The sequence below is a fragment of the Alcaligenes nematophilus genome (assembly GCF_026344155.1).
Taxonomy (GTDB): domain Bacteria; phylum Pseudomonadota; class Gammaproteobacteria; order Burkholderiales; family Burkholderiaceae_B; genus Alcaligenes; species Alcaligenes phenolicus.
Genome location: NZ_JAPKMZ010000006.1, coordinates 222,606 through 244,191 on the forward strand (window position 1 = coordinate 222,606; position 21,586 = coordinate 244,191).

19 protein-coding genes are annotated in these 21,586 nt (G+C 58.0%); 8 read left to right on the top strand and 11 right to left on the bottom strand.

Features of this window, described 5'->3' with window-relative positions; all coding sequences use genetic code 11:
* Positions 1-59: 59 nt before the first annotated feature.
* The 3 genes from OSH04_RS16585 to OSH04_RS16595 all read right to left on the bottom strand — a co-directional run bounded on the left by OSH04_RS16585 (position 60) and on the right by OSH04_RS16595 (position 4,547).
* Positions 60-575 carry a MarR family winged helix-turn-helix transcriptional regulator gene (locus OSH04_RS16585; protein ID WP_009463824.1) on the bottom strand — a complete coding sequence of 172 codons (516 nt, stop codon included), beginning with the start codon at positions 573-575 and terminating at the stop codon, positions 60-62.
* Positions 576-807: 232 nt separating this feature from the next.
* Positions 808-2,313: an indolepyruvate oxidoreductase subunit beta family protein gene (locus OSH04_RS16590; RefSeq protein WP_035269365.1), complete on the bottom strand. Its 1,506-nt coding sequence runs from the start codon at positions 2,311-2,313 to the stop codon at positions 808-810.
* A gap of 23 nt (positions 2,314-2,336) precedes the next feature.
* On the bottom strand, positions 2,337-4,547 hold the full coding sequence (locus OSH04_RS16595) for a thiamine pyrophosphate-dependent enzyme (RefSeq protein ID WP_060186754.1): 2,211 nt from the start codon (positions 4,545-4,547) through the stop codon (positions 2,337-2,339).
* 200 nt (positions 4,548-4,747) lie between these two features.
* Here OSH04_RS16595 and OSH04_RS16600 point away from each other — a divergent pair, with 200 nt between their 5' ends.
* On the top strand, positions 4,748-5,206 hold the full coding sequence (locus OSH04_RS16600; RefSeq protein ID WP_009463827.1) for a MarR family winged helix-turn-helix transcriptional regulator: 459 nt from the start codon (positions 4,748-4,750) through the stop codon (positions 5,204-5,206).
* 228 nt (positions 5,207-5,434) lie between these two features.
* Here the strand turns inward: OSH04_RS16600 and OSH04_RS16605 are convergent, their stop codons facing one another.
* Positions 5,435-6,418 carry a Bug family tripartite tricarboxylate transporter substrate binding protein gene (locus tag OSH04_RS16605; RefSeq protein ID WP_009463828.1) on the bottom strand — a complete coding sequence of 328 codons (984 nt, stop codon included), beginning with the start codon at positions 6,416-6,418 and terminating at the stop codon, positions 5,435-5,437.
* A gap of 62 nt (positions 6,419-6,480) precedes the next feature.
* Positions 6,481-8,076 carry a sulfatase-like hydrolase/transferase gene (locus tag OSH04_RS16610; protein ID WP_266108889.1) on the bottom strand — a complete coding sequence of 532 codons (1,596 nt, stop codon included), beginning with the start codon at positions 8,074-8,076 and terminating at the stop codon, positions 6,481-6,483.
* 255 nt (positions 8,077-8,331) lie between these two features.
* Here OSH04_RS16610 and OSH04_RS16615 point away from each other — a divergent pair, with 255 nt between their 5' ends.
* On the top strand, positions 8,332-9,072 hold the full coding sequence (locus tag OSH04_RS16615) for an IclR family transcriptional regulator (RefSeq protein WP_035269374.1): 741 nt from the start codon (positions 8,332-8,334) through the stop codon (positions 9,070-9,072).
* A gap of 35 nt (positions 9,073-9,107) precedes the next feature.
* Here the strand turns inward: OSH04_RS16615 and OSH04_RS16620 are convergent, their stop codons facing one another.
* Entirely contained in the window at positions 9,108-10,109 is a 1,002-nt protein-coding gene (locus tag OSH04_RS16620) for a 5'-nucleotidase (protein ID WP_083055291.1), read from the bottom strand.
* A 127-nt stretch (positions 10,110-10,236) separates the two neighbouring features.
* Between OSH04_RS16620 and OSH04_RS16625 the strand changes: the two genes are divergently transcribed.
* From OSH04_RS16625 to OSH04_RS16635, 3 genes are all read left to right on the top strand, one after another.
* Positions 10,237-10,938 carry a glutathione S-transferase gene (locus tag OSH04_RS16625; protein ID WP_266108891.1) on the top strand — a complete coding sequence of 234 codons (702 nt, stop codon included), beginning with the start codon at positions 10,237-10,239 and terminating at the stop codon, positions 10,936-10,938.
* Between the two features lie 84 nt (positions 10,939-11,022).
* Positions 11,023-12,543, top strand: a complete 1,521-nt coding sequence (locus OSH04_RS16630; RefSeq protein ID WP_115634709.1) for an MFS transporter — start codon at positions 11,023-11,025, stop codon at positions 12,541-12,543.
* A gap of 222 nt (positions 12,544-12,765) precedes the next feature.
* Positions 12,766-13,743: a tripartite tricarboxylate transporter substrate binding protein BugD gene (locus OSH04_RS16635; RefSeq protein ID WP_035269381.1), complete on the top strand. Its 978-nt coding sequence runs from the start codon at positions 12,766-12,768 to the stop codon at positions 13,741-13,743.
* A 214-nt stretch (positions 13,744-13,957) separates the two neighbouring features.
* Here the strand turns inward: OSH04_RS16635 and OSH04_RS16640 are convergent, their stop codons facing one another.
* Together OSH04_RS16640 and OSH04_RS16645 are read right to left on the bottom strand one after the other, a co-directional pair.
* Positions 13,958-15,199 carry a CobW family GTP-binding protein gene (locus tag OSH04_RS16640; RefSeq protein WP_266108894.1) on the bottom strand — a complete coding sequence of 414 codons (1,242 nt, stop codon included), beginning with the start codon at positions 15,197-15,199 and terminating at the stop codon, positions 13,958-13,960.
* 34 nt (positions 15,200-15,233) lie between these two features.
* Positions 15,234-16,160, bottom strand: a complete 927-nt coding sequence (locus tag OSH04_RS16645; protein ID WP_035269388.1) for a DMT family transporter — start codon at positions 16,158-16,160, stop codon at positions 15,234-15,236.
* Between the two features lie 206 nt (positions 16,161-16,366).
* Between OSH04_RS16645 and OSH04_RS16650 the strand changes: the two genes are divergently transcribed.
* Genes OSH04_RS16650 through OSH04_RS16660 form a run of 3 tightly spaced genes read left to right on the top strand, consistent with a single transcriptional unit; the run spans position 16,367 to position 18,885 of the window.
* Entirely contained in the window at positions 16,367-17,095 is a 729-nt protein-coding gene (locus tag OSH04_RS16650) for a GntR family transcriptional regulator (protein WP_026483950.1), read from the top strand.
* Positions 17,096-17,144: 49 nt separating this feature from the next.
* On the top strand, positions 17,145-18,113 hold the full coding sequence (locus tag OSH04_RS16655) for a Bug family tripartite tricarboxylate transporter substrate binding protein (protein ID WP_009461472.1): 969 nt from the start codon (positions 17,145-17,147) through the stop codon (positions 18,111-18,113).
* 16 nt (positions 18,114-18,129) lie between these two features.
* The gene (locus tag OSH04_RS16660) at positions 18,130-18,885 is read left to right on the top strand and encodes an arylmalonate decarboxylase (RefSeq protein WP_266108895.1); all 756 of its coding nucleotides are present in this window, start codon (positions 18,130-18,132) and stop codon (positions 18,883-18,885) included.
* A gap of 302 nt (positions 18,886-19,187) precedes the next feature.
* Here OSH04_RS16660 and OSH04_RS16665 read toward each other — a convergent pair whose 3' ends face one another.
* Genes OSH04_RS16665 through OSH04_RS16675 form a run of 3 tightly spaced genes read right to left on the bottom strand, consistent with a single transcriptional unit; the run spans position 19,188 to position 21,584 of the window.
* Entirely contained in the window at positions 19,188-19,976 is a 789-nt protein-coding gene (locus OSH04_RS16665) for an enoyl-CoA hydratase/isomerase family protein (RefSeq protein ID WP_266108896.1), read from the bottom strand.
* Between the two features lie 27 nt (positions 19,977-20,003).
* Positions 20,004-20,771, bottom strand: a complete 768-nt coding sequence (locus OSH04_RS16670; RefSeq protein ID WP_266108897.1) for a GntR family transcriptional regulator — start codon at positions 20,769-20,771, stop codon at positions 20,004-20,006.
* A gap of 12 nt (positions 20,772-20,783) precedes the next feature.
* A complete protein-coding gene (locus tag OSH04_RS16675; RefSeq protein WP_086060709.1) occupies positions 20,784-21,584 on the bottom strand; it encodes an alpha/beta fold hydrolase in 801 nt (266 codons plus the stop codon).
* Positions 21,585-21,586 lie beyond the last annotated feature (2 nt).

Below are 21,586 nucleotides of genomic sequence, written 5' to 3' on the forward strand. Positions count from 1 at the left end.
TGTTCGTGGCGCTATCCGCATCCTGCCGGCTTTACAGGCCTGGCAAGATGCACCTTATGCTAGCCAGCCGCGCTTTGCAGATGGACCCGCAACAGGCCCAGATGCTGATGGATGTGCACGACCTCTTCCGTGCCCAGACCTTCAAACATTTCCGCAATCCAGTCGCTGTGGGCCTGGGCCATCGCCTCGAAACTGCTCTTGCCCTTGGGGGTGAGACGCAACACCCAAGCACGTCGGTCGGTGGGGCTGCTCTGGCGAGACACCATGCCCTCGCGGGCCAGCTCGTCAGTCAGTCCGGTAATATTGCCGCCGGTTACCATCAGATAACGCGACAATTCGCCCATCTTCAGGCCCTGCGGGTAACGATACAGCTGGGCCATATAGTCGAAACGGGCCAGCGAAATATCAAAATTCTGGCGCAAGCGGCGACGGATTTCGTCTTCGATCTGCTTGGTGCAGGTCAGCATGCGCAACCACAATTTCAGGCTGGCGGGGTCCTTGGGACCGACGCGGCCTTCAAAGCCGGCATCGGCCGGTTCTACCAAAAATTCGAGTGCTGCTTCGCTTTGATTCATATTGTTTTTCCCCCAAGCTTTGGCTAATTCAGTTTGACCAACAGGCGGGATATTCTTGCTTGAACAAGTGGCCAAGTAGACACGGGATGTCTGGCTTTCAGGGCCTTGGTCGCAGTGCCAATCCGAATTTATATTCTACTATGAATATTTTAGAAATAAAGTATTTGGCGGGATAAAAACGCTTCCTCAAGGGTTTTCACCAAGGCCGCCCGAAAGCGGCCCGGTGTTGCCCTTACACCAGTGCGTACTGGCGCAGTGCAGCCTCCAGCTTCACGCCGTGCTCGTCAGCCAAAGCCGCATCGCGCAGGGCGCCCAAAATAGCAGGCGACAAGGTGCTGGGGTTGCGTTCCAGAGCCGACATCACGGTCTGGTAGTTACGCAAGCCACGGGCATGGGTATCGCCATACCCTTTGACCAGACGCTGGCACTGGGCAATTTCCAGAGCCAGGGCCGGATGGGCATCGGCAGCCTGCTCGATCTGCTTCAACCAGCCTTCAATGCGCTGCTGCTCAGCCTGGTAGCGCAACGTACGACGACGCCAGCGCTTGAAGCCCGAGAGCAGGTACAAGGGAATGAAGCCGCGCACCGAGCTGGTTTGAATCACACGACCGGATTTGGTCTGGGATTTCACCAGCTTGTTGCCCCAGGTAGGACGCATCAACCAACGGCCTACGCTGGCAAACGGCAGGATTTCGCTGATTTCTTCCACGCGGGGGTGCATGTATTCGTTGATCGCCACGATCTGGCCGTCGGCCGCGCGCACTTCTTTATGCACACGGTCAAAACGGCTGGAGCGGGTTTTCAATTCAGCCACGCGAATGGCGTCCTCGTAAGACATCCACAGCGCCAGGTAGCGGCCGGTTTCGCGGATCAGGGCCACATCGTCAGGGCGGGCAAACTGGCTGATCTTTTTCAGGCGGTCCAGGTACAGATTGGCGTAGGCCACGTCCTGGAAGTCCAGAACACGACGCACACCTTCCACCACGATAGGCTGGGCCTGCGCGGGTACTTCGGCACGGACGCGGTCAATCAGCTTGGCCACCGCAGGGTCGCGGGGGGCCAGCGTCGCCATATCAACCGGCTTGTTTTCCGAATCGGCTTTACCTGCATCACCTTCCGCAACACGGGCGTAAGCGGCACCAAAAGCCTTCAAGCTGGGTTTGACGCCCACACCACCACGCTCAATGGTCTGTTCAAACTGCGAACGGCTAAAGGGCAGCACGCCGGTGCTGGCCAATGCGCCAAACAGCACGGCGGAAATCACGCTGCCCGAATCCTCGGCCGCTTTTTCCATATTGAAGTACACAAAGCGCTTGGCAGCCTGGGTTGCGTGCGCAATCAGGGCGTTGTCGTCCACACGGCCATCGCCCATGGCCGATTTTTCGGCAATGGAATAGACACGGTGGGTGGAAGCGATCAACGTGGTGCGGTCCTCTGTCACCAGGCCACGTTGTACGGCGCGACCGGCTTCCATCAGTTCGGAAGCCAGCACCACGTCCACGTCACCGGGCATGGGCATCAGAGCCAGCACAGGCTTTTTGCCATCCACGGCGGCCGAGTGCGGGAACAGTTCCACGTAGTAAATCGTGGCGCCGGTACGCTGGGCCACGCCCGGCACCGAGGTGGTCTGTGCAAAGTAGCCGTTTTGTTCGCCCAGGTTGACGATCCAGTCGGCCAACACGCCGCCGCCTTCGCCACCCATGGCCAAAATAGCAATCTTGATTGGTTTGATCTGCATGATAAAAATCTCTACGGGTGTGCTTAGAAGGCCAGACGATCACGACGAGCAGCGTCACGACGCTGCAACCAGCCGATAAAGCCACGGCGGGTTTTTTCGCGGAACTTGTCCCAGCCAGTCGGGTTGCTGACTACTTGTGCACGGTAGAAAGACGGGCACAGAATCGCCGCGTGGGAAACCTCACCACACAGACCGCAACCCACACAACTGTTCATCACATTCGCTACGGGGTCCTGACGCAGAGCGTCCGGATTGGGGCGAATCGACAACGAAGGGCAACCGGACAAGCGGATGCAGGAGTGATCGCCGGTACACGTATCCGGGTCCACACCAAAACGCTCGCGCACTACGCGTTCGCCCGCCGCCACGGCTTTACGCACCTGGCCTTTCTCGCGACGCTGGCGGTTCAACATACATTCGCTTTGCGCCACCAGCACCTTGGGACCCTTTTCCTTGGTCGTCAGGGCTTCACGCAGGGTTGCCGTCATGGTCTTCAAGTCGTAGGTGCGACGAATCATGCGCAGCCATTCCACACCGACGCCACGCGCGGCTTTCTCGATCAGGTGACCGGTACTGCGCGTTTCGTTCTTGGCCTTGGAGGACAGAATGTCCTGACCACCGGTAGCCGCCGTGTAGCTGTTGTCGATCACAATGGTCAGGTTATCGCTGCGGTTGAACACGGCGTTGGCAATACCACTGGTCAAACCGTTGTGCCAGAAACCACCGTCACCCATGACCGAGATCGCACGCTTGTCCGAATCCACGTTCAAGGCGGCCGAACCGGCGCCACCCAGGCCGTAACCCATGGTGGTGTTGCCCAGGTTGAAGGGCGGCAGAATGGAGAACAGGTGACAGCCAATGTCGGCCGACACGTGGTGCTCGCCCAGCTCGCGCTCCACCAGCTTCAAAGCGGTAAAGATAGGACGCTCGGGACAGCCGGTACAAAACCCTGGCGGACGGGCGTGAACGTTCTCGTCCAGGCTGCCCAAGGGTTTGACTTCAGCCGCTTCCACTTCCACCAGGCTGGCTTGCTCAGCTTTGGGACGCTCCACGGTCTCGACTTTCATCGGGATCACGCGTGGTTTGCGGGCTGGCAGGGGCTCAATGCGCTCGTATTTTTCCATGAAGGCACGCAGGCCTTTCAACATGGTGGCGGTGTTGTACTCACCGGCCAGAGGCAACAGATCCTTGCCGTGCAAGGTCACGTCCACATTGTGACGACGCACGATGTCGGAGATGTTCTGTTCCACAAAGTTGGGCTGACCTTCTTCCAGCACCAGCACCGCACGCTTGCCTTCACAGAAGCGGACGATTTCAGATTCGATCAGCGGGTAGGCCACGTTCATCACGTACATGGGCACTTTGGATTCGCCGAACACGTCAGCCATATCCAGATGCTCCAGAGCACGGATGACGGTGTTGTAGCCACCGCCCTGAACGATCAGACCGACGTCATCGGTGCCATCAGCAAAGAATTCATTCAACTGACGCTCTTCGATGAACTTGACGGCATTAGGCCAGCGCTGTTCGATCTTTTCTTTTTCGTGCAGGAAACTAGCGGGCGGCAACACGATACGGTTGATATCGCGTGTGGGCTGCTCCATCGCTTCTTTGATGGTGAATTTGGCGCGGCGGTTATCCGAGGCCACAAACTGACCATGCACGTGACAGGCGCGAATACGCAGCTGCAACATCACGGGGGTGTTGGACGCTTCGGACAGATCAAAGCCGTCTTTAACTGCTTGCACAATACAGGGCAGGTTGGGACGGGGGTCCAGCATCCACATCTGGGATTTCATGGCAAAAGCGTGGCTGCGCTCCTGCATGATGGACGAGCCTTCGCCGTAGTCTTCGCCCACAATGATCAGCGCACCGCCCTTGACCCCACCGGAGGCCAGGTTGGCCAGCGCGTCCGAGGCCACGTTGGTACCTACCGTTGCCTTGAAGGTAATGGCGCCACGCAGCGGGTAGTTAACCGATGCAGCCAGCGTTGCCGCAGCCGTTGCCTCGCTGGCACTGTTTTCAAAACGGATTCCGTTCTCTTGCAAGATGTCCTGGGCATCTGCCAACACGTCCATCAAGTGCGAGATAGGCGCACCCTGGTAACCGGCCACGTAGGACACGCCCGATTCCAGCAGGGCCTTGGTCACCGCCAGGATGCCTTCGCCACTGAATACGTCTCCATCACCCAGGCGCAGCTTTTTGACTTCTTCGACAAACGATCGCTCAGCCATTTTTCTTTCCTTACTTACCGCTCATTGTGAACATAGCATTTATTTTCATCGGAATATGTTTATATCTCAACATATCCATTCTCATGGTTTTCCCTAGTAAAGTAGCTAAATTATTTGCGACACGCGAGCGGACAGCTTGGTTATAGTGAGCCCTGTTGCTGCCTTGCGGCACCCATTAGCCTGTAATGACAATAAGCACCATGAGCCCCACCGAACACGACACCGTCTTTGTCGAAAACTACCTGCCCGCCTTGTTGGCCCAGGCAAGCCAGCTGATCTCTGCCGAATTCCATGAAGTGGTGCTAAGCAACGGTTTGTCCATTTCCGAATGGCGTGTGCTGTCCACCCTGTCCGGCGCGGGCGAAGTGAGCATCGGCCATCTGGCTCGTATTGCCACCACCAAGCAACCCACCGTCACACGCTTGCTCGATCGCCTGGAAAAGCAAGGTTTGCTGCGCCGCGTGGCCCACGATGTGGACCGTCGCATCACCTTGGTACGCATCACCGAGGAAGGCCAGACGCTGATCTCCGGCCTGATTGCCAAGGCCCGCCTGCACGAGCAGGAAGTGGTGCAGCGCCTGCAACCGCTGGATGTCGGCGCCCTCAAAACCACCTTGCGGCGTCTGATCTCCGAGCAGCACGACTACAACGATCAGTAAAACGCAGCCCGCCCGGCCACACTATCGGTTCTAACCCTGCATAGCGCGGGCTTGGCGTTCTGAACCTGGTCTGTAGCGACTTCCAGATTCAAGAGACACCACACAGGCCTCACCTGAACGGGGCGTGTGTGGTGTTTTTTTTATCCTTTCCAACCTTGAGGCTTCACAGAGCCATAACCGTCAGCAGCCAGGCTACTGATCAGATGTATGGCTCTGCCAGATAGCCCATTACTCAGGCTGAATGCCCAGGGTAGGGATCAGCTCGGAATAGACCTTGGAGTCGTTCTGCACGCGCTCCAGCGTCTGGGCCGGGGTGGTGAAGAACTGGGCCAGACCACGGCTCTTGAAGGCAGCCTGCATTTCGGGGGTCTTCAGGGCAGCATCCACCTTTTCCTGAATTTCTTTCACGGTGTCATCCGGCGTGGTGCCGGGGGCAAACAGCGCAAAAGTCGTCGTCGGAATGCTGTTGGCATGGCCACCTGCTTCCTGCACCGTCGGCACATTTGGCAGCAGTTCAGTACGCTTGTCAGCGCCTACCGCCAAGACTCGCACCTTGCCACCATCTACGTGCTGGGATGCCAGAATGCCACCGACCAGCATGGCATCTGTCTCACCGCCCAGAATGGCGTTTGTCGCCGGGGCCATGCCCTTGTAAGGGATGTAGGTGAAGTTCACCCCTTCTTCACGGGCCAGCAAGCCCATGCCCAGGTGCGTGACGTGTCCACGGCCACCAGTGCCCACATTGGTATCACCATTGGCTTTCTTGGCCTGGGCGATAAATTCCTTGTAGTCCTTGGCCGGGAAATCATTACGCACCAGCAGATACAGGTTCACGCCAGCGACTGTGGTGACCGGCTTCAGGTCCTTTTCCCATTTGTAGGGCAGGTTGCTGTAAAGCAGCGGGTTGGTCGATACCGCCAGGCTATCGACCATCAGCAGGGCCGAGCCGTCCCCCTTGGCTTTGGCGATATTGTCAGTACCGATAATGGCGTTGGCGCCCGGACGGTTTTCAATCACAAAGACCTTGCCGGTGGCCTTGTTCAGATGCACACCCAGATCGCGGGCCAGAATGTCAGGCTCGGTGCCGGGTGGGTAGGGGACCACAATACGCACCTGGTCCGTAGTCGGCCAGGCGGCTTGAGCCATCATCGGGGCCAAAGCACCCACACCTGCCAACAACAGGGCCAGCGTCGTATTTTTAAGCTGCTTCATTGTCCACTCCTTATCGTTATTGATTGCGGCCCGCCACCGACTGGTAGCCCCCCGCAGCGCATTTACCATCGTCCAATCAAGATATTCATCATGCGCTCATGCGCATTGGTACGATCCTCTACCGCAGCCCAGCTCTCGCTGGCACGCCCTTTCAGGGTGTCATGCCAGTCCAGCAGGCCTTCTTTCATACGCCGACAAACCGCTGCATACGCCGGGTCTGCGCCCAGGTCGTGCAGCTCGTCAGGGTCTTGCTTCAAGTCGAATAATTGTGGCCGATAGCCTTGCCAATGTATGTATTTATAGTCGCTATCGCGCAGCATCAGGCCACGACATTCATCCACGCCACGGCCCAGAATCTGGCGGGCTTCCCGATAGGCGTAATCCAGGCTGGCCACGGTGTACTCACGCGCCCAGTCGGACTGGCCGTGCAACAGGGGAATCAGCGAACGGCCTTCCACCCGGTGTTCCTGGGCGGGCAGGTGCAAGGCATCCAGAATCGTAGGGGTGACATCCACGCACTCGACAAAAGCATCACTGCTTTGACCACGTGTGACATTCGCTGAAGTCCGTGGATCAACCACGATCAGCGGAACGCGTATGGCGTTTTCAAAGAAATACTCTTTCTCGCCCAGCCAGTGGTCGCCCAGCAAATCACCATGATCAGAACTGAAAATAATCAGGGTGTCTTTCAGGCGGTCTTGCTGTTCCAGCATGTCCAGCAAACGGCCGACTGCATCATCAATCTGTTGAACCAGGCCCATATAGACAGGCTTGATCGTGCGCCAGACCTCGTCCTGGGCAAAGGAGAGGGACTCTTCATGCTGCTGATAGGCCGCATGCACGGGGTGTGCATTCTGGCGCTCGTGCTCTGCACGCAAGGGCGTACAGGCGTCTTCCGCGCCAAAGCAATCGTGGTAGGGCGCTGGCGCTTTATAAGGCCAGTGCGGTTTGATGAAAGACAGATGCAAGGCCCAGGGCTCTTCGCCTTTGGCCGTGATGAAATCCATGGCCCGCTGGGTGAAGTAGGCGGTTTCAGAGTCCTGCGCCTGTACCCGTGCTGGCAGGCTGGCATTACGCATGTACCAACCGGAGGCAAACTGACCCTGGGCATCCTGGCTGCCAATCACATAGTCTTCCCAGGGACGCTCGCTGTCGTAACCCTGAGCCTGCAAATACTGGCGGTATTCACTATCCGGGCCCATTTCAAAGTGACCGTCATAGCGTTCAATCGCCGTAAAGCCGCCTTGCCAGAAGCGCTCGGCCGCCTCGGGCTGAACCTGGAAGCGTCGGGCATTGGCACCGGCCGGGTCCGGCACGTGATGGGTCTTGCCCAGCAGATGGCAGTCTCGCCCGGACTGGGCCAGATAATCGCCCAGATACAGCTCGTCGATGGGGTGGGGAACGCGATTCCAGGTGACCCGGTGCGACAAGGGATAGCGGCCGGTGTAATACGAGGCCCGCGACGGGCCACAGACGGCAGAGTTCACATAGGCACGATCAAAGCGCACACCCATGGCGGCCAGGCGATCCAGATTGGGGGTCTTTAATGCGCCCCCAGGGGCATAACAGGACAGGTGGTCTGCACGTAACTGGTCACACATGATGAACAGCACATTCTTGATCTCTAAAGACACCTGACTGGGCTGAGCCTGATCCATGTCCGCCTCAAAAAAAAACCGGGTCCGGGCCCGCGTAGAACCCGACACCACAAAAGGAGTAGGCCATGTGTAAGCAAATGCATAACAGACCCGCTTATGCCTCAGATTATTACCGCAGTCTGAGAATAATTTTTGAATAATCTGATGGTTTAGGTATAAACCAGTAGACTCGGCCAATGCCCGATGTTGCGCTCCACTGACACGCCGCAGCATGGTTAGAATAGAGAACCAACAACTCCGCTTCTACGAGGGCACATGAATAGTCTAAGACGCATGCTGCAAATTCTGGACTTGTACGGTGCAGACACTCCGGTTCTGGATGTGGAAACCATCTGCGCTCGCTTGAATTACCCTCCCGCGACAACCTATCGCTACCTGAAAGAGTTATGCACTAGCGGCCTGCTGATACGCAGTCCCGAAGGTTACGCGCCGGGGCCCCGGTTTATAGAAATGGATCTGCTGATCCGCGAATTTGATCCGCTGGTCAGCCGTTGCCGCCCCTTGCTGCGTTCGCTGGTCGAGCAGACCGGACTGGACGTCCTGATCGGCCAGCAATATGGCGAACGCATATTGACCACCCATCAGGAAACCGGGCCGGAGCGTTTCGAGCTGCTGTTTGGCCGGGGCCGCACCATGGATATGTTCCGCAGCTCCACAGCCCGTATCGTCACGGCTTATCTGCCCACCCGCCATCTGCGCCGCTTGTACGAGAAAAATCAGGAGATTGATTATGTACAGCGCCTGGGCAAGGAATGGCCGGTGTTTTCCGCCCATATGCAGGAACTGCGCCGTGCGGGCTATTGCATCACCAAAGAGCAGATCAATCCGGGCATAGGCGGTATTTCCGCGCCTATTTTTGATGATGCCAAACGTATCTTCGGCAGCCTGACCTTGTTGGGTACGCTGGAACGCTTTGAGGCGATCAGCCCCGAAGCGCTAGCCAGCCTGATCCAGCCCGCTGCCCGCGCCGTTAGCCGCGCCCTGGCCCAAGTCTGAGGACTGGGTGCCCCCAGGAACCAAGCCGCGCCTGATCAAGCATCAGTTCGCGGCTTTGTCTTGGCCTGTTTTCGCCCTTTCTTTTTCTCCGGCACCACCACTTTTGCCGGCGGATGGTTCACCACCCCAAACGGAATATGCACGGACGGCAAGGTCTGCGCGGTGGGAATCAGGTGGGTGGTCTGGTCATCAAAGAAAATATGGGGCTGCAAAACCTCCAGCACCCGACGTTTTTCAATGCCACCCAGAAAGAAGGCCTCGTTCACCTCGATACCCCAACTGCGGATGGTATTGATGACGCGTTCGTGAGCCGGCGCATTGCGCGCCGTCACAATCGCAATCCGCAGACGCGGCACATAGCTGGCATCCTGTTCCTGTCGCCGTTGCTCCACTTCCTGAATGTGCGCCAATTTCAGCAAAAACGCCTGTAACAGGCCGGGATTATGCGGTTTTTGCACCAAACGCACTTCATGCTCGAAAAAGGCCGGCAAACCACCTTCCTGCTGATACACGCGCTCGGACTCGTCGTCCGCGATCACCCCGTCAAAGTCGAAAGCCACGCGAATGGGCTGGTCGTCATAAGCATCCTCGTAAGAGGAATTCAGAACCTGACCTGCGGGATAGCCTTGCTGCACCGCCCGATGCACGTCTTCCTGATTGGCCGACAGGAACAGGCTGATGGACAGCGGCTGGATGTAAGGGCTGGGGTCGCCCCCTTGCAGAAACACTGCCCGCGTAATGTCCAGATCATGATGGCGAATGGAATTCATCACCCGCAAGCCTGTATTGGGATCATTACGGGACAGCAGCACGACCTCGACCAAGGGATCGTCGGGCGATAGATCATTCAGGGCCAGCAAGCGCCGAATGAAGGAAAAAGCCACGCCCGGCTTCAGGGGCTCATGCTCGCGCGCCAGCTGGTAATCACGATACGCTGCCTCACCTTGCTCCAGAAAGACCTGATGGGACTGGCTCAGATCAAACAAAGCGCTGGAAGCCAGCCCAATCACCAGCCGTTTCTCCAGGTCATACGCCATGCACACCGCTCCCCAAATCCGCAAAAAAAACCAGCATACCAAAACGCTAAGCCGGCACTGGTACTACCCAAGCAGAACAAAGCCTACTAAAGTGCAAACACCATCACCTTCGTGAAAGCTTGCCGCCATGCAACCCTCAAAAAGCTATACCCTTGTTCTGGGCAATCCCCATTATTCGTCCTGGTCCTTACGCCCCTGGTTATTAATGAGCCACTTGGGCATAGACTTTGACGCACGCTGGTTCAATTTTGGCCCCTCCTTCAGCACCCTGGCTTTCCATGAAATGGCACCGGCGGGCCAAGTACCTGTGCTACACACCAATGGGCAAATCATTTGGGACAGTCTGGCTATTGCCGAATACCTGGCCGAACAGCATCCCGGCGTCTGGCCCATAGACCCTATTGCCCGCGCCTGGGCGCGCAGCGCCAGTGCAGAAATGCACGCCAACTTTTCTTCCTTGCGAAATCTCTGCCCCTTTGCCGTCGCCCTGCGCGCCCACCACCATCAGCAGGACATGCGTCTGCAAGGCGAGCTGGAACGCCTGGAAACCATCTGGCAAGAAGGCTTGAGCCGTTTTGGCGGCCCTTTCCTGGCCGGAGAGCGCTTTAGTGCCGTCGATGCCTTTTACGCTCCCGTGGTATTTCGCCTGCAAACCTATGGTCTGAAACTGGACGAAGCCTGTCAGGACTACATGAATCGCATACTGGAATTGCCTGCCATGCAGCGCTGGCACCAGATGGCCTGTCAGGACACCTGGCGCGACCCGGACCACGAAGCCGAAATTGTGCGTGTGGCTGATATACATCTGGATTTACGCCAGCCAGCCTAGTGTCAGCGAATTGCCATGTCAGTGCAGACACGAAAGAGTATCCTTGATGGTCCCGAATGATTTCGCTGTCAAGGATTGCGCCGTATGGGCGATACGTACTTTCGCACTACAAACTACCATTTCACCGATCTGGACCCTCAGGCACAGGCCGCTTATGTAGACTCGCTGGCTGAACAAGCCCGAGCCAACAGCGCCTGTTTACGCTTCGATGTATTGCGCAAAGACCAGCCCCCAGGACAATGGGTGCTGCATGAAAGCTGGCGAGACTCCCAAAGCTGCAAGGACTTTCACGCCAGCGCCCCCGCTCAGACCCTGCAAAAAGCACGGGTCGAACAAAACCTGAACCATCCAGCCCAGCAAAAGGCTGCTGACAAGCCTGCGGCTGCGCGCCCGGCGTGCAAGAAGAGCAAGTGGGACCCCTACGTGTGGATCAGTATCGCCATGTGTATCGGGGTGATGGGCACGGCCCTGGCCAGCCCGCTATACCCGCTGTATCAGGACCGCTGGGACCTGAATGCCAGTCACATTACCCAACTGTACGTGGCCTATATGGCCGCTGGTTTGACGGGCCTGCTGTTTCTGGGCCGCTTGAGCGACATGAAAGGCTTTATGCCCGTGCTGCGTACCGGCCTGATTCTGGTGACCAGCGGCGTAACCCTGTCCGCCTTTGCCTGGGATGTAGGCAGCTTTGTGTTCAGCCGCATCATGATCGGGATGGCTTCCAGCATGATTGTGACTTCAGCCTCCATCGGCCTGGGGCAATTTAACCGAGGCGGAGACGTGCAACGCGCTGCCGCTACCACCTCACTGATGCTGGCCTTTGGTTTTGGCCTGGGCCCGGTCGTAGGCGGCCTGATTGCACAGTGGGTGCCAAATCCACTGTTCTCCAGCTATATCCCCTCCATGGCCCTGGGTGTGCTGGCCATCTATGCCCTGTTTCAGATCAAGCCCATTGCCAGCAAACAGCCGGTACCGCAAAAGACCAACTGGCGCACCTGGATGCCGCGCCTGACACTGCCCGCCACCCATCTGCGCCGCCCCTATCTGATTGGCTGTTTGTCCGCCTGTTGCGCCTTTGCCATGTTCAGCCTGTTCGCCTCTCTGGCGCCCAGCTTCATGGCGCAAATGGTGCCTTGGCACGGCCCGGCCACCAGCGGCTTTTCCATCGGGATTATTCTGTTCCTGTCCTCGGGCTTTCAGCTGCTGATCCGCCGCTGGCCCGCCAAGCGCAGCGTCATCGTGGGCCTGCTGTCCTTTACCCTGGCCTGTATCGCCTTGCTGATCAATCTGTGGGCCAGTTCCTCGTTGTTATTCATCCTGTGCGTGCTGCTGACCGCCTTTGGCCACGGCCTGTGCATGTACGGCGGCATGTCTATCGTGCAGCGTGTCTCGCCCCCGCATCAGCGTGCCGGTCTGACGTCTACCTACCTGATCACCGGCTATCTGGGTGCCATCCTACCTATTTTGGGTCTGGGCTGGCTGGCCGACCATTTGGGTCTGGACCAGGGCCTGATGATCTTCTGCAGTCTGATCGCCACCGCCGCACTGACTGTTTCCATCATCGCCTATCTGACGCCGGTACTGCATAAACCGGCCTCTGCCTGAGCAGGCACCTTGGCAAGCCACAACCTCTGGCTGTGGCTTGCTCGCCATGCGAGCCCCCGTATATTCCCCTAGTCCATTCAGGCCCCTTACTAGGGTTAGACCTGAAAAAGAAACACGTCCACCCTCAGTAGAATAAAGCCACTCCTGCAACGCTTCGCAGCACAGAGCGACCGGACCCAAGTATCTCCCAAAAGAATAAGTAATCCTTATCAAGGAGGCATTATGGCTGTTGCATTAAACAAGCTGTTTGTCAGTCTGGGCGCGGCCTTGGCCTGCTCGGTTACCGCACAGGCAGCCGGTTATCCGGACCACCCCATCAATATGGTGGTGCCTTTTGCGGCGGGCGGTCCCACGGACAACGTGGCACGCGCTCTGGCCGAAGCCATGCGCCCAGTTCTGGGTGAAACCATTGTGGTGGAAAACAAAGGCGGGGCAGGTGGCTCCATTGGCACTTCCCAGGTCGCCCGCGCCAAGCCGGATGGCTACAACATACTGCTGATGCACATCGGCTTTTCCACCGCCCCTTCGCTATACAAAAAGCCCGGCTATGACGCCATCAACGGCATGTCTCCCATCGGCCTGGTCGTTGACGTTCCCATGACCATCATTGCCCGTGAGGACTTCCCACCCAACAACATTCAGGAGCTGGTGCAGTACCTGAAGGACAACCAGGACAAGGTTTCCCTGGCCAACGCCGGGATTGGCGCGGCCAGCCACCTGTGCGGCACCATGTTCACTGAGGCACTGGGTATTGAACTGCTGACCGTGCCCTACAAAGGCACCGCCCCGGCCATCGCGGATTTGATGGGCAAGCAGGTGGACATCATGTGTGACCAAACCACCAACACCACCCAGCAAATCAAATCCGGCAAGGTGAAGGTCTATGCTGTCACCAGCCGCGAGCGCGTCCCGACCTTCCCGGACGTCCCCACCATGGAGGAATCCGGCTTCAAGGACTTTGAAGTAGGCATCTGGCACGGCATGTGGGCACCGAAAGATACACCCCAGCCTGTCGTGGATACCCTGGTAAAAGCGCTTCAAGCCGGTATGGCCGACAAGGACTTCCAAAGCCGCATGGCCACTCTGGGAGCCACGGTCATGGACAAGGAAGCCAACCCGGCCGCCTTGCAGGCCAAGGTGGAGCAACAAGTGCCCCAGTGGGCCGCCCTGTTCAAGAAAGTGGGCGTAGAGCCCCAATAAAATCTGTTAGCCCAAAGGCTTTTGAAAAGGACGCTTAGGCGTCCTTTTTTTCGGCTTTGGGGTGCTGTCTGCCGCAGCGGTGGATAGCCTGTTCGGATGACCAAGAGACAACGCTCCATCAAGCTCCCGGCGACTCAAGAAAATCCGATCAAGAAAGGCTCGAAGTCAACGACTAGAGAAAATCCGGCCAAGAGAGGCTCGGACTCTGCGAGTATCAATCCGTCTTTCGAACCGCCGTATCCAAAGCCTGCAACCGCGCCCAAAGCTCCTGGAAATCCAGATCCTGTGTAATCACTACCATGCGCCCTTGTTGATCCGGCCAGGGCCACTGCGGCACGGCCTGCCAAGGATAGGACTGATGTTGCACGGCATGAATCACCTGCGGCTGGTCCATGCCCTGGACGGGCAGAACAGCTTTAAGGCGCAATAGGCGAGGGCCTGCCCACTGACACAAATCCGACAACCAGGATTGCAGTTTGTCGGCGGGCAGAGCTTGGGGGAACAGGGCGCTTGACGAGTAGATGGAATCTCCATGGCGGGAAACATCAGGCAGGCCGACCGCGGACTCGTTGGAGCTTGCTCCATGCAGGTGAGTAGACTCAAGGCTGCTGGGCTGACTGCTGCTGTTGCCGTTGCTGTTGCTGTTGCTGTTGCTGTTGCCAGCCAGGGTGCCCGTGCCGTGGCTATGGCTATGGCTATGGCTATGGCTATGGCTATGGCTATGCACATGATCGTGATCGTGATCGTGATCGTGATCGTGATCGCCAGTATCTTGCCCCAATGCCTCGAACGCTTCCAAGCTCCAGGCCCGTCCTTGCCCCGCTTGCTCACCCAAGCCCAACAAACTGGGCGCAACAGGCTGCGATACCGCCAGAATCTGCTGCTGCGCCAAAGGATTCAAACCACGCACGTATTCACGCAGTACCGTTTCCGCCCCTGCATCCACCCGATCACGCTTGCTGAACAGCAGCAAATCAGCCACAGCCACCTGTCGTTGCGCTTCGGCATGGCGCGCCAGCGTTTCCAGCCCATGCTCCAGATCCACCACCGTCACCACACCCGCCAGGCTGTACTTCCCGGTCAGTTGCGGATCGCTTAACAAGGTATGCAAGATAGGGGCAGGATTGGCCAGCCCGGTCGTTTCAATCAGAACCCGTCGAAACTGTCTCTGGCCTGCCCGCGAAAAACGCCAGGTAATGTCGCGCAAGGTCTGTACCAGATCGCGCCGTATGGTGCAGCACAAGCAACCACTGCCCATAGCCTCGATCACATTTTCCTGGCTATGCGCCACCAGATGATGGTCCAGCGCCGTCTGCCCAAACTCATTGATGATGACCAGCGTGTCGGCCATCTGCGCTTCTTGCAAAGCGCGGTTCAACAAGGTGGTCTTGCCACTGCCTAAGAACCCAGTCAGCAAAGTGACCGGAATAGGCGCAGATTTGGCACCCGTTTTCATATTCCTGCTGCCTGTAAAAAGAGAGCACTCATGCTCAACGGACGCGTTTACGCAATTGATTGAGCCAGCTATAAGCACTGACCAGCGTAATACCCATCAGCACCAGCAAGGCTCCGGTGACAAAGCGCGGCTCGATCGTTTCACCCAGCAAAAACGCCCCGAACAGAACCCCGAACAAGGGAGTGGCAAAGGAGAACACCCCCAGCCGCGACGCCTGATACTGACGCAGCAACCAGAACCAGACCAGAAAGCTCAAGAACGCCACCACCACAGACTGGAACACCAGGCTGGCGCCCAACAAGCCTGACCAATGAATATCGGTTTGCCCGGTCACGACAGCGGCCACCATCAAAATCACAAAAGCGCTGAACAGCTGATACAGCAAAGCTTCCGAGGGCGGGACGGCAGACAGGCGCGTGCTACGAATCAGCACGGTGGTAAAGCCCCACAAGGCTCCGGCGGCCAAGGCCATCAAATCCCCGATCAACATGCGGCCCAGATTGGCCCCGTCCATACTGGCCGGCCCCAGAAAGGTTATGGCAATGCCCGCCACCGCCAGCCCGATCCCTACCCATTGCAAGCGGGCCAGACGCTCGGACGGCAAGAGAATATGCAGGCCCAAAGCCGCAAACACAGGCGCGGTATATAAAAACACCACCACGTGCGCTGCCGAGGTAAAGCGCAGGCTCTCACCCAGCAGCAAATACTCCAGCGCAAACAGCAAGCCGGCCATCAGCCCCGGCTTCCAGGCCCCTTCTGTAAAGGCCAGCTTGTGCGTGCGCACCAGAACCAGCAAAGCCACCAACACACAAGCCACACCCGAGCGCAAACCGATCTGAAAAATAGGCGCCATGTCATTGGCCGTGGCCTTGAGCAAAATCTGCTGAAAGCTCCAGATCAGGCACAGGACCAGCATGGCGCCGCTGGCCAATGCATCCAGCGGTTTACGTTCTTCGCTCATGGTTTTTTTATCCGAAAAATAGCGTGCTTTCCTCTATGACCGAACAGGGCCAGAGGGGGCGCAAAAAATGATTATCCGTGAAATTTCCCCGAATCAAAACGGGGCAAAACTTTCTTTACCCTCGGATAAGCCTTAATTGATATATCAAAAACCCCTCCCTAGAATCATTTAAGCCTAAAAAACAGGAAAAGGCTTGGGAGACAGACATGACGCTTAGCAATACCGACCGGGTACGAATCGAACTGGAGCACCGCATTGCCAGCGGTGATCTGCCGCCGGGCAGCGCCATTGATGAATCCTTGCTGTGCACTTTTTTCCGGGTATCACGCACGCCGGTACGCGAAGCCTTGTTGCAGTTGGCAGCCACCGGACAAGTGCGCATTGCCCCCCGAGCCGGTATTTTTGTCACCCAGCACACGATTGAAGAGCTGGAAGAAATGCTGGAAACCCTGGCCCTGCTGGAAGGCGCCTGTACCCAGCTGGCGGCCTACCGCATCAGCAATGCCCAGATTCGCGAACTGGAGCGTTTGCAAAAGCGCGGTGCCAAGGCCCTGCAAGAAAAAAGCCTGGCTGATTACGCCACGTACAACGCCGAATTGCACGCCCTGATTCACAGCATTGCCGGCAATACCTTCATGGTGCAGCAAATTGAACACCTGCGCCGTCTGACCAACCCTTACCGCCACCGCCATCTGGATCAGGAAAACCGCATGGAGCAGTCCTGGCATGAACATCAGGCACTGACCCAGGCCCTGGCCCAACGCGACGGCCCCAGCGCCATGCAGGCAGCGGCCAGCCATGTGCTGTCCGGGGCCGAATCCCTGCGTCGTGTCGCCCAAGCCCATCCCGAGAAATGGGAGTTCGACAAGCGCGAGCGCTATAGCTGGCTAAACGCCCAGCTCAACCCTTTAGCCGGGTTTTATATGCGGCACTGAATTAATAATTAGCTAAAAAAACTACCACTCATACCGAGGAGACTTTCTCATGTTTGCAAGCCGTTTCACACGGCGTGCGCTGGCTGCGCTCGCCCTGACATTAAGCCCTGTGGCCGCTTTACACGCTGCCGAACCCATTCGCCTTGTCGTGGGTTTTGCCCCTGGCGGCGGGGTCGACACCCTGGCCCGCGTCACCGCTCAGGCGCTAAGCAAGGAGCTGGACCGCACCGTAATTGTGGAAAACAAATCCGGCGCAGGCGGCACCATTTCTGCCGACTACGTATCCAAATCCCAGGCCGATGGCAACACGCTGCTGTTTGCCGATACCTCCTTGCTGGTCGCCCCGTATATTTACCCGGCTCTGCGCTACGACTTGCAGCGTGACTTCGCCCCTATCGGTATGGTGGGCCAGTCTGATCTGGCGCTGGCCGTTCCGGGCGACAGCCCTGTCAAAACCGTGGCCGAATTGATCGAGGCCATCCGCAAGGCGCCCCCTCAAACAGAAACCTTCGCCTCGGTGGGCGTAGGCTCGGTGCACCATCTGGGCGGTGAACTGTTCGCCTTGCAGACCAAAACCGAACTGGTGCACGTTCCTTACCGCGGTGGCGCTCCCGCCAGTCAGGCTCTGGCCTCCGGTGAAGTGTCCATGTCTTTTGCCAGCCTGGCTTCCTCGATCGGCCTGGCCAACTCCGGCCGCATTCGTCTGCTGGCCACCTTGTCCGAGCGCCGCTTCCCCGGCATGCCCGATCTGCCCAGCGTCTCGGAAACCATTCCTGGCTATAGCGTGACACCGTCGCTGTTCATGCTGGCCCCACAAAACGTGGACCCGGCCTTGATCGCCACCGTCAGCAAGGCCTTGGAAAACAGCATGCAGCAAAAGCAAGTACAGGATGCCTTCCTGGCCCAAGGCTCGGTAGCCGGTTATCAAGATGCCCAGGCCACCGAAAAATGGCTGGGTGAAGAAACAGAACGCTGGGCCAATGTCATCAAGACCGCCCAACTCGACTTTAAACAATGAAATAAGCAGCTAAGTTATGACGACTGACAACTCTGGCGCCCAGCGCCCCGTACTTGGCCTGATCGTGCCGCCAGCCGCCGGTCTGGTGCCTCCGGAAGGTCCGGAAATGTACCCGGAAATCGATTTCATCGCCCAAGGTCTGGCGCTCAGTTCGGTGGACAAGGAAGGCTATGACCAGGTTATCGACCAGGTGGTGGAAGCAGCCCAGAAACTGGCTGCCCGTGGCGCCCGGGCCGTGTCCCTGATGGGAACATCGCTGAGCTTTTACCGCGGCTCGGACTTTAACGAAGAGCTGGTGGCACGTCTGCGCGAATCCACCGGCTTGCCATGCTCCACCATGAGCCATGCCATCTTGCGCGGTCTGCGTGTCAGCAGCATCGAACGGGTAGCGGTGGCCTCGTCCTATATTGATGACGTAAACCAGCGCCTGGTCCGATTTCTGGACCAGAACCAGATCCAGGCCGTCTGCGCCTATGGACTGGGCGTTAATGACGTCACGGCCATGTCGAAAATCAGCACGCAGGAGCTGGTAGACCTGTGTCTGAAGACGTGGGACATCGCCCAAGAGCAGGCCCCCGGTCAGGCACAAGGTTTGCTGCTGTCTTGCGGCGGCCTGGTGTCGCTGGAAGCCGTGCGTCAGGTCGAGGACAAGCTGGGCGTCACTGTTGTGTCCAGCTCGCCTGCTGGCTTCTGGGATCTGGTGGCGACGGCTGGGCTGGATTTATTTCCGCAGGGGATGGGACGACTGGCACAAGAGCGTCAAACCGCCTGATCCCTCGATGTAGATAGCCCCTTGTCCGCAAACGCGGATAGGGGCACGTAACACACTATTTACGCACACTAACGCCACGCAGCTTGTGTTGCTCATCGTACGTCGCCATGAAAAACACCCCAGAGGCTGGAGCAGTCTCCAACTTCTGGGGTGTACGCCCAACTGGCTTCAGGATTTATTGTTCAGACCTCTGCAACATCAAAAGCGATGCGCCCGCAGTGCGCTCAAGCGCGGTCCGACAAAATACCTTCTCCCGCCCTGGTCGCCGGTCCGCTGACCGCCCCCAAGCAGAGCCGTTTTATCTAGGCTCGACCAGCGGACAAAAAACCCGCACGCGCATGGGCTCCTTCTACACTGTCGCGACACACCAGCGCCTGATCGGCATCCATATAAATGCCCAGACGGTTCAAGGCATTGGCGACCTGATTCACCGACTCCTTGGTCATGCGGATAATCGCGGCAGGCGACTCCGAAGCCCGCTTGGCCAAAGACTGTGCCACCGCCACGGCCTGACCGGGTTCGCAGACCTCATCCAGCAGCCCCCAGTCCAGCGCCTGTTCAGCACCGAAGCGTTCGGCCAGCAAGATGGCACGTTTAGTACGAGCGGCACCCAGCATGTTCACCATGCGTGGAATGGCGCCCCAGCCCATGTTCAGGCCCACCTTGGCTTCAGGTAAATACAAAAAGGATGACTGCGATGCCACACGCCAATCACACGCCAGCGCCAGAGCAACCGAACCACCCACGGCGGCGCCTTCAATGGCGGCAATGGTCAGCTGTGGCAGTTCTTCCCACAAACGGCACAAACGCGCACCACGCTGGGCCACATCACGGCGTTCCAGCAAACCAGCCTGTTCATCGTTCCACTTTTGCGGGTCTTTCAGATCAATCCCGGCCGAGAAAATATCCTTGGCCCCGGTCAGTACCACAGTGTGAATCTCCAGCGACAAGGCCAGATCCTGCGCCACTTGCGTCAGGGCCAGCAAAGTGCCCTGATCAATAGCATTACGGTTCACGCCGCGATCAAAGCGCACCAGCGCATGGTCGCCCGTCACCTTGACCGTCACACTGCGGCCATATTTGCGTTTCATGAATGTCTCCCCAAAGGTTCGGAAAAATCAGCTCTGTGAGCGGTGGCTCCCATCACTGCGCGACAGGCGCGTGACGTAGCGGAATTCATAAGGTGGGTAAAAGCTGACCGCCACTTCCATGACCTTGCCCGCCAGATTGCGGAAGGTACGGATAATCAGCAGCGCCGGGTCGGAGTCCTCGTAGCCCAGAAAGCGGGCAACATGCGGGGGAAAGCGCGAGGCGGAGATTTCCATCTCGATAGTTTCCACCACTTCGCCACAGTGCTCCTCCAACAGCGGGTACACACCGCCAGGCTGGGTCGAAATCAGGTCAGCTACCGCCTGGTATTCCTTGCGCAGATAAATATCTGTCCAGGAAATGCCGCGCTTGCTGCCCGGCACACTACGGTAGGTTTCCACCTTCACCCAATCTGCCGGCTCACCGTCCAGCGCGGTTTCAGGCGGCTGCTTATCCACACAAACCGCCTTTTTATGCACGTGCAAATCGGTAAATTCCAGATAGCGCTGCAACTGGTCCGTGGTGTCCAGCGCCAGGCCAAATTGCGGCTTGGGATGCTGGCGTATCACGGTGGTACCGGCACGGCGACGCCGCTCGATCAAACCCAGATCAGTCAGCTTGCGTATGGCTTCACGCGCCGTGTGCCGACCGACCCCGTACATCTCGCAAAGCTCCATCTCGGTGGGCAGCTTGGAGCCGACGGGGTAATGGCCCGAACGGATCAGCTCCAACAAGCGATCGCTCATGTTCTGATACAGGGTTGGCTTGGCGCTGGACTGGGATTCGTTGTTTGCCATACGGTTTTCAGCTTAAAGAGACAGGCGGCGCATCGCAGCCAGGGTGTCGCGGGTGAACTGCTCAGGACATTCACTTTGGGGAAAATGCCCGATGCCCGGCCATTCTATATATTCCACCGGAACTTTGCCTTCTCGCAGCAAGCGTTCGACCTCTCTGGCGGACTCTGGCGGCACGGACCAATCCTCGCTGCCTTCCACAATCACCACCGGGCAACGAATATCCTCCAGAATCTGCTCCATGCGAAAACCGCCAAAGGCACAGATATCCGCAAAGGCCACCGCCGGAATGCAACGTCGGGCATCCGTCACCACTTCCAGCGCACGGGCCGGGTCGGACAGGGTGCCCATCAAGGTGCGGAAGGTCACTTCAAACCAGTCGCCCGGATTGATACGCGCCATCTCCAGAATGCGCGGGTTATAGCCGGAAGATTTCACTACGTTCACCGAAGCGCCATCAACCAGCACCAGACCACGAATACGCTCGGGCGCCATCGCAGCAGCCTGGGCGACAACGCCCCCGCCCATGGAATGGCCCATCAGGACCGGATTCTGAATACCCGCCGCATCCAGAAATTGCAGCAGATACTGAGCGTTTTGCGGGGTGGCGGTATGAGGTCCACCCAATGGCATGCCGCTCTTGCCGTGACCGGGCAAATCCAGGGCATACACCGTATAAAAGGGCGCAAAGTGATCCAGCACATATTGCCAGGACAGACTGTCCTGACTGGCGCCGTGCACCATCACCAAGGCCGGACCGGAACCGGCCAGATCGTAATAGGCGCGGATACCATCCGCGGTTGTCACATAAGGCATGC

What these genes read in the sequence shown, in the direction of transcription:
- OSH04_RS16585 (WP_009463824.1), bottom strand. Translation starts at nt 575, where the DNA reads ATGAATCAAAGCGAAGCAGCACTCGAATTTTTGGTAGAACCGGCCGAT.
- OSH04_RS16590 (WP_035269365.1), bottom strand. Translation starts at nt 2,313, where the DNA reads ATGCAGATCAAACCAATCAAGATTGCTATTTTGGCCATGGGTGGCGAA.
- OSH04_RS16595 (WP_060186754.1), bottom strand. Translation starts at nt 4,547, where the DNA reads ATGGCTGAGCGATCGTTTGTCGAAGAAGTCAAAAAGCTGCGCCTGGGT.
- OSH04_RS16600 (WP_009463827.1), top strand. Translation starts at nt 4,748, where the DNA reads ATGAGCCCCACCGAACACGACACCGTCTTTGTCGAAAACTACCTGCCC.
- OSH04_RS16605 (WP_009463828.1), bottom strand. Translation starts at nt 6,418, where the DNA reads ATGAAGCAGCTTAAAAATACGACGCTGGCCCTGTTGTTGGCAGGTGTG.
- OSH04_RS16610 (WP_266108889.1), bottom strand. Translation starts at nt 8,076, where the DNA reads ATGGATCAGGCTCAGCCCAGTCAGGTGTCTTTAGAGATCAAGAATGTG.
- OSH04_RS16615 (WP_035269374.1), top strand. Translation starts at nt 8,332, where the DNA reads ATGAATAGTCTAAGACGCATGCTGCAAATTCTGGACTTGTACGGTGCA.
- OSH04_RS16620 (WP_083055291.1), bottom strand. Translation starts at nt 10,109, where the DNA reads ATGGCGTATGACCTGGAGAAACGGCTGGTGATTGGGCTGGCTTCCAGC.
- OSH04_RS16625 (WP_266108891.1), top strand. Translation starts at nt 10,237, where the DNA reads ATGCAACCCTCAAAAAGCTATACCCTTGTTCTGGGCAATCCCCATTAT.
- OSH04_RS16630 (WP_115634709.1), top strand. Translation starts at nt 11,023, where the DNA reads ATGGGCGATACGTACTTTCGCACTACAAACTACCATTTCACCGATCTG.
- OSH04_RS16635 (WP_035269381.1), top strand. Translation starts at nt 12,766, where the DNA reads ATGGCTGTTGCATTAAACAAGCTGTTTGTCAGTCTGGGCGCGGCCTTG.
- OSH04_RS16640 (WP_266108894.1), bottom strand. Translation starts at nt 15,199, where the DNA reads ATGAAAACGGGTGCCAAATCTGCGCCTATTCCGGTCACTTTGCTGACT.
- OSH04_RS16645 (WP_035269388.1), bottom strand. Translation starts at nt 16,160, where the DNA reads ATGAGCGAAGAACGTAAACCGCTGGATGCATTGGCCAGCGGCGCCATG.
- OSH04_RS16650 (WP_026483950.1), top strand. Translation starts at nt 16,367, where the DNA reads ATGACGCTTAGCAATACCGACCGGGTACGAATCGAACTGGAGCACCGC.
- OSH04_RS16655 (WP_009461472.1), top strand. Translation starts at nt 17,145, where the DNA reads ATGTTTGCAAGCCGTTTCACACGGCGTGCGCTGGCTGCGCTCGCCCTG.
- OSH04_RS16660 (WP_266108895.1), top strand. Translation starts at nt 18,130, where the DNA reads ATGACGACTGACAACTCTGGCGCCCAGCGCCCCGTACTTGGCCTGATC.
- OSH04_RS16665 (WP_266108896.1), bottom strand. Translation starts at nt 19,976, where the DNA reads ATGAAACGCAAATATGGCCGCAGTGTGACGGTCAAGGTGACGGGCGAC.
- OSH04_RS16670 (WP_266108897.1), bottom strand. Translation starts at nt 20,771, where the DNA reads ATGGCAAACAACGAATCCCAGTCCAGCGCCAAGCCAACCCTGTATCAG.
- OSH04_RS16675 (WP_086060709.1), bottom strand. Translation starts at nt 21,584, where the DNA reads ATGCCTTATGTGACAACCGCGGATGGTATCCGCGCCTATTACGATCTG.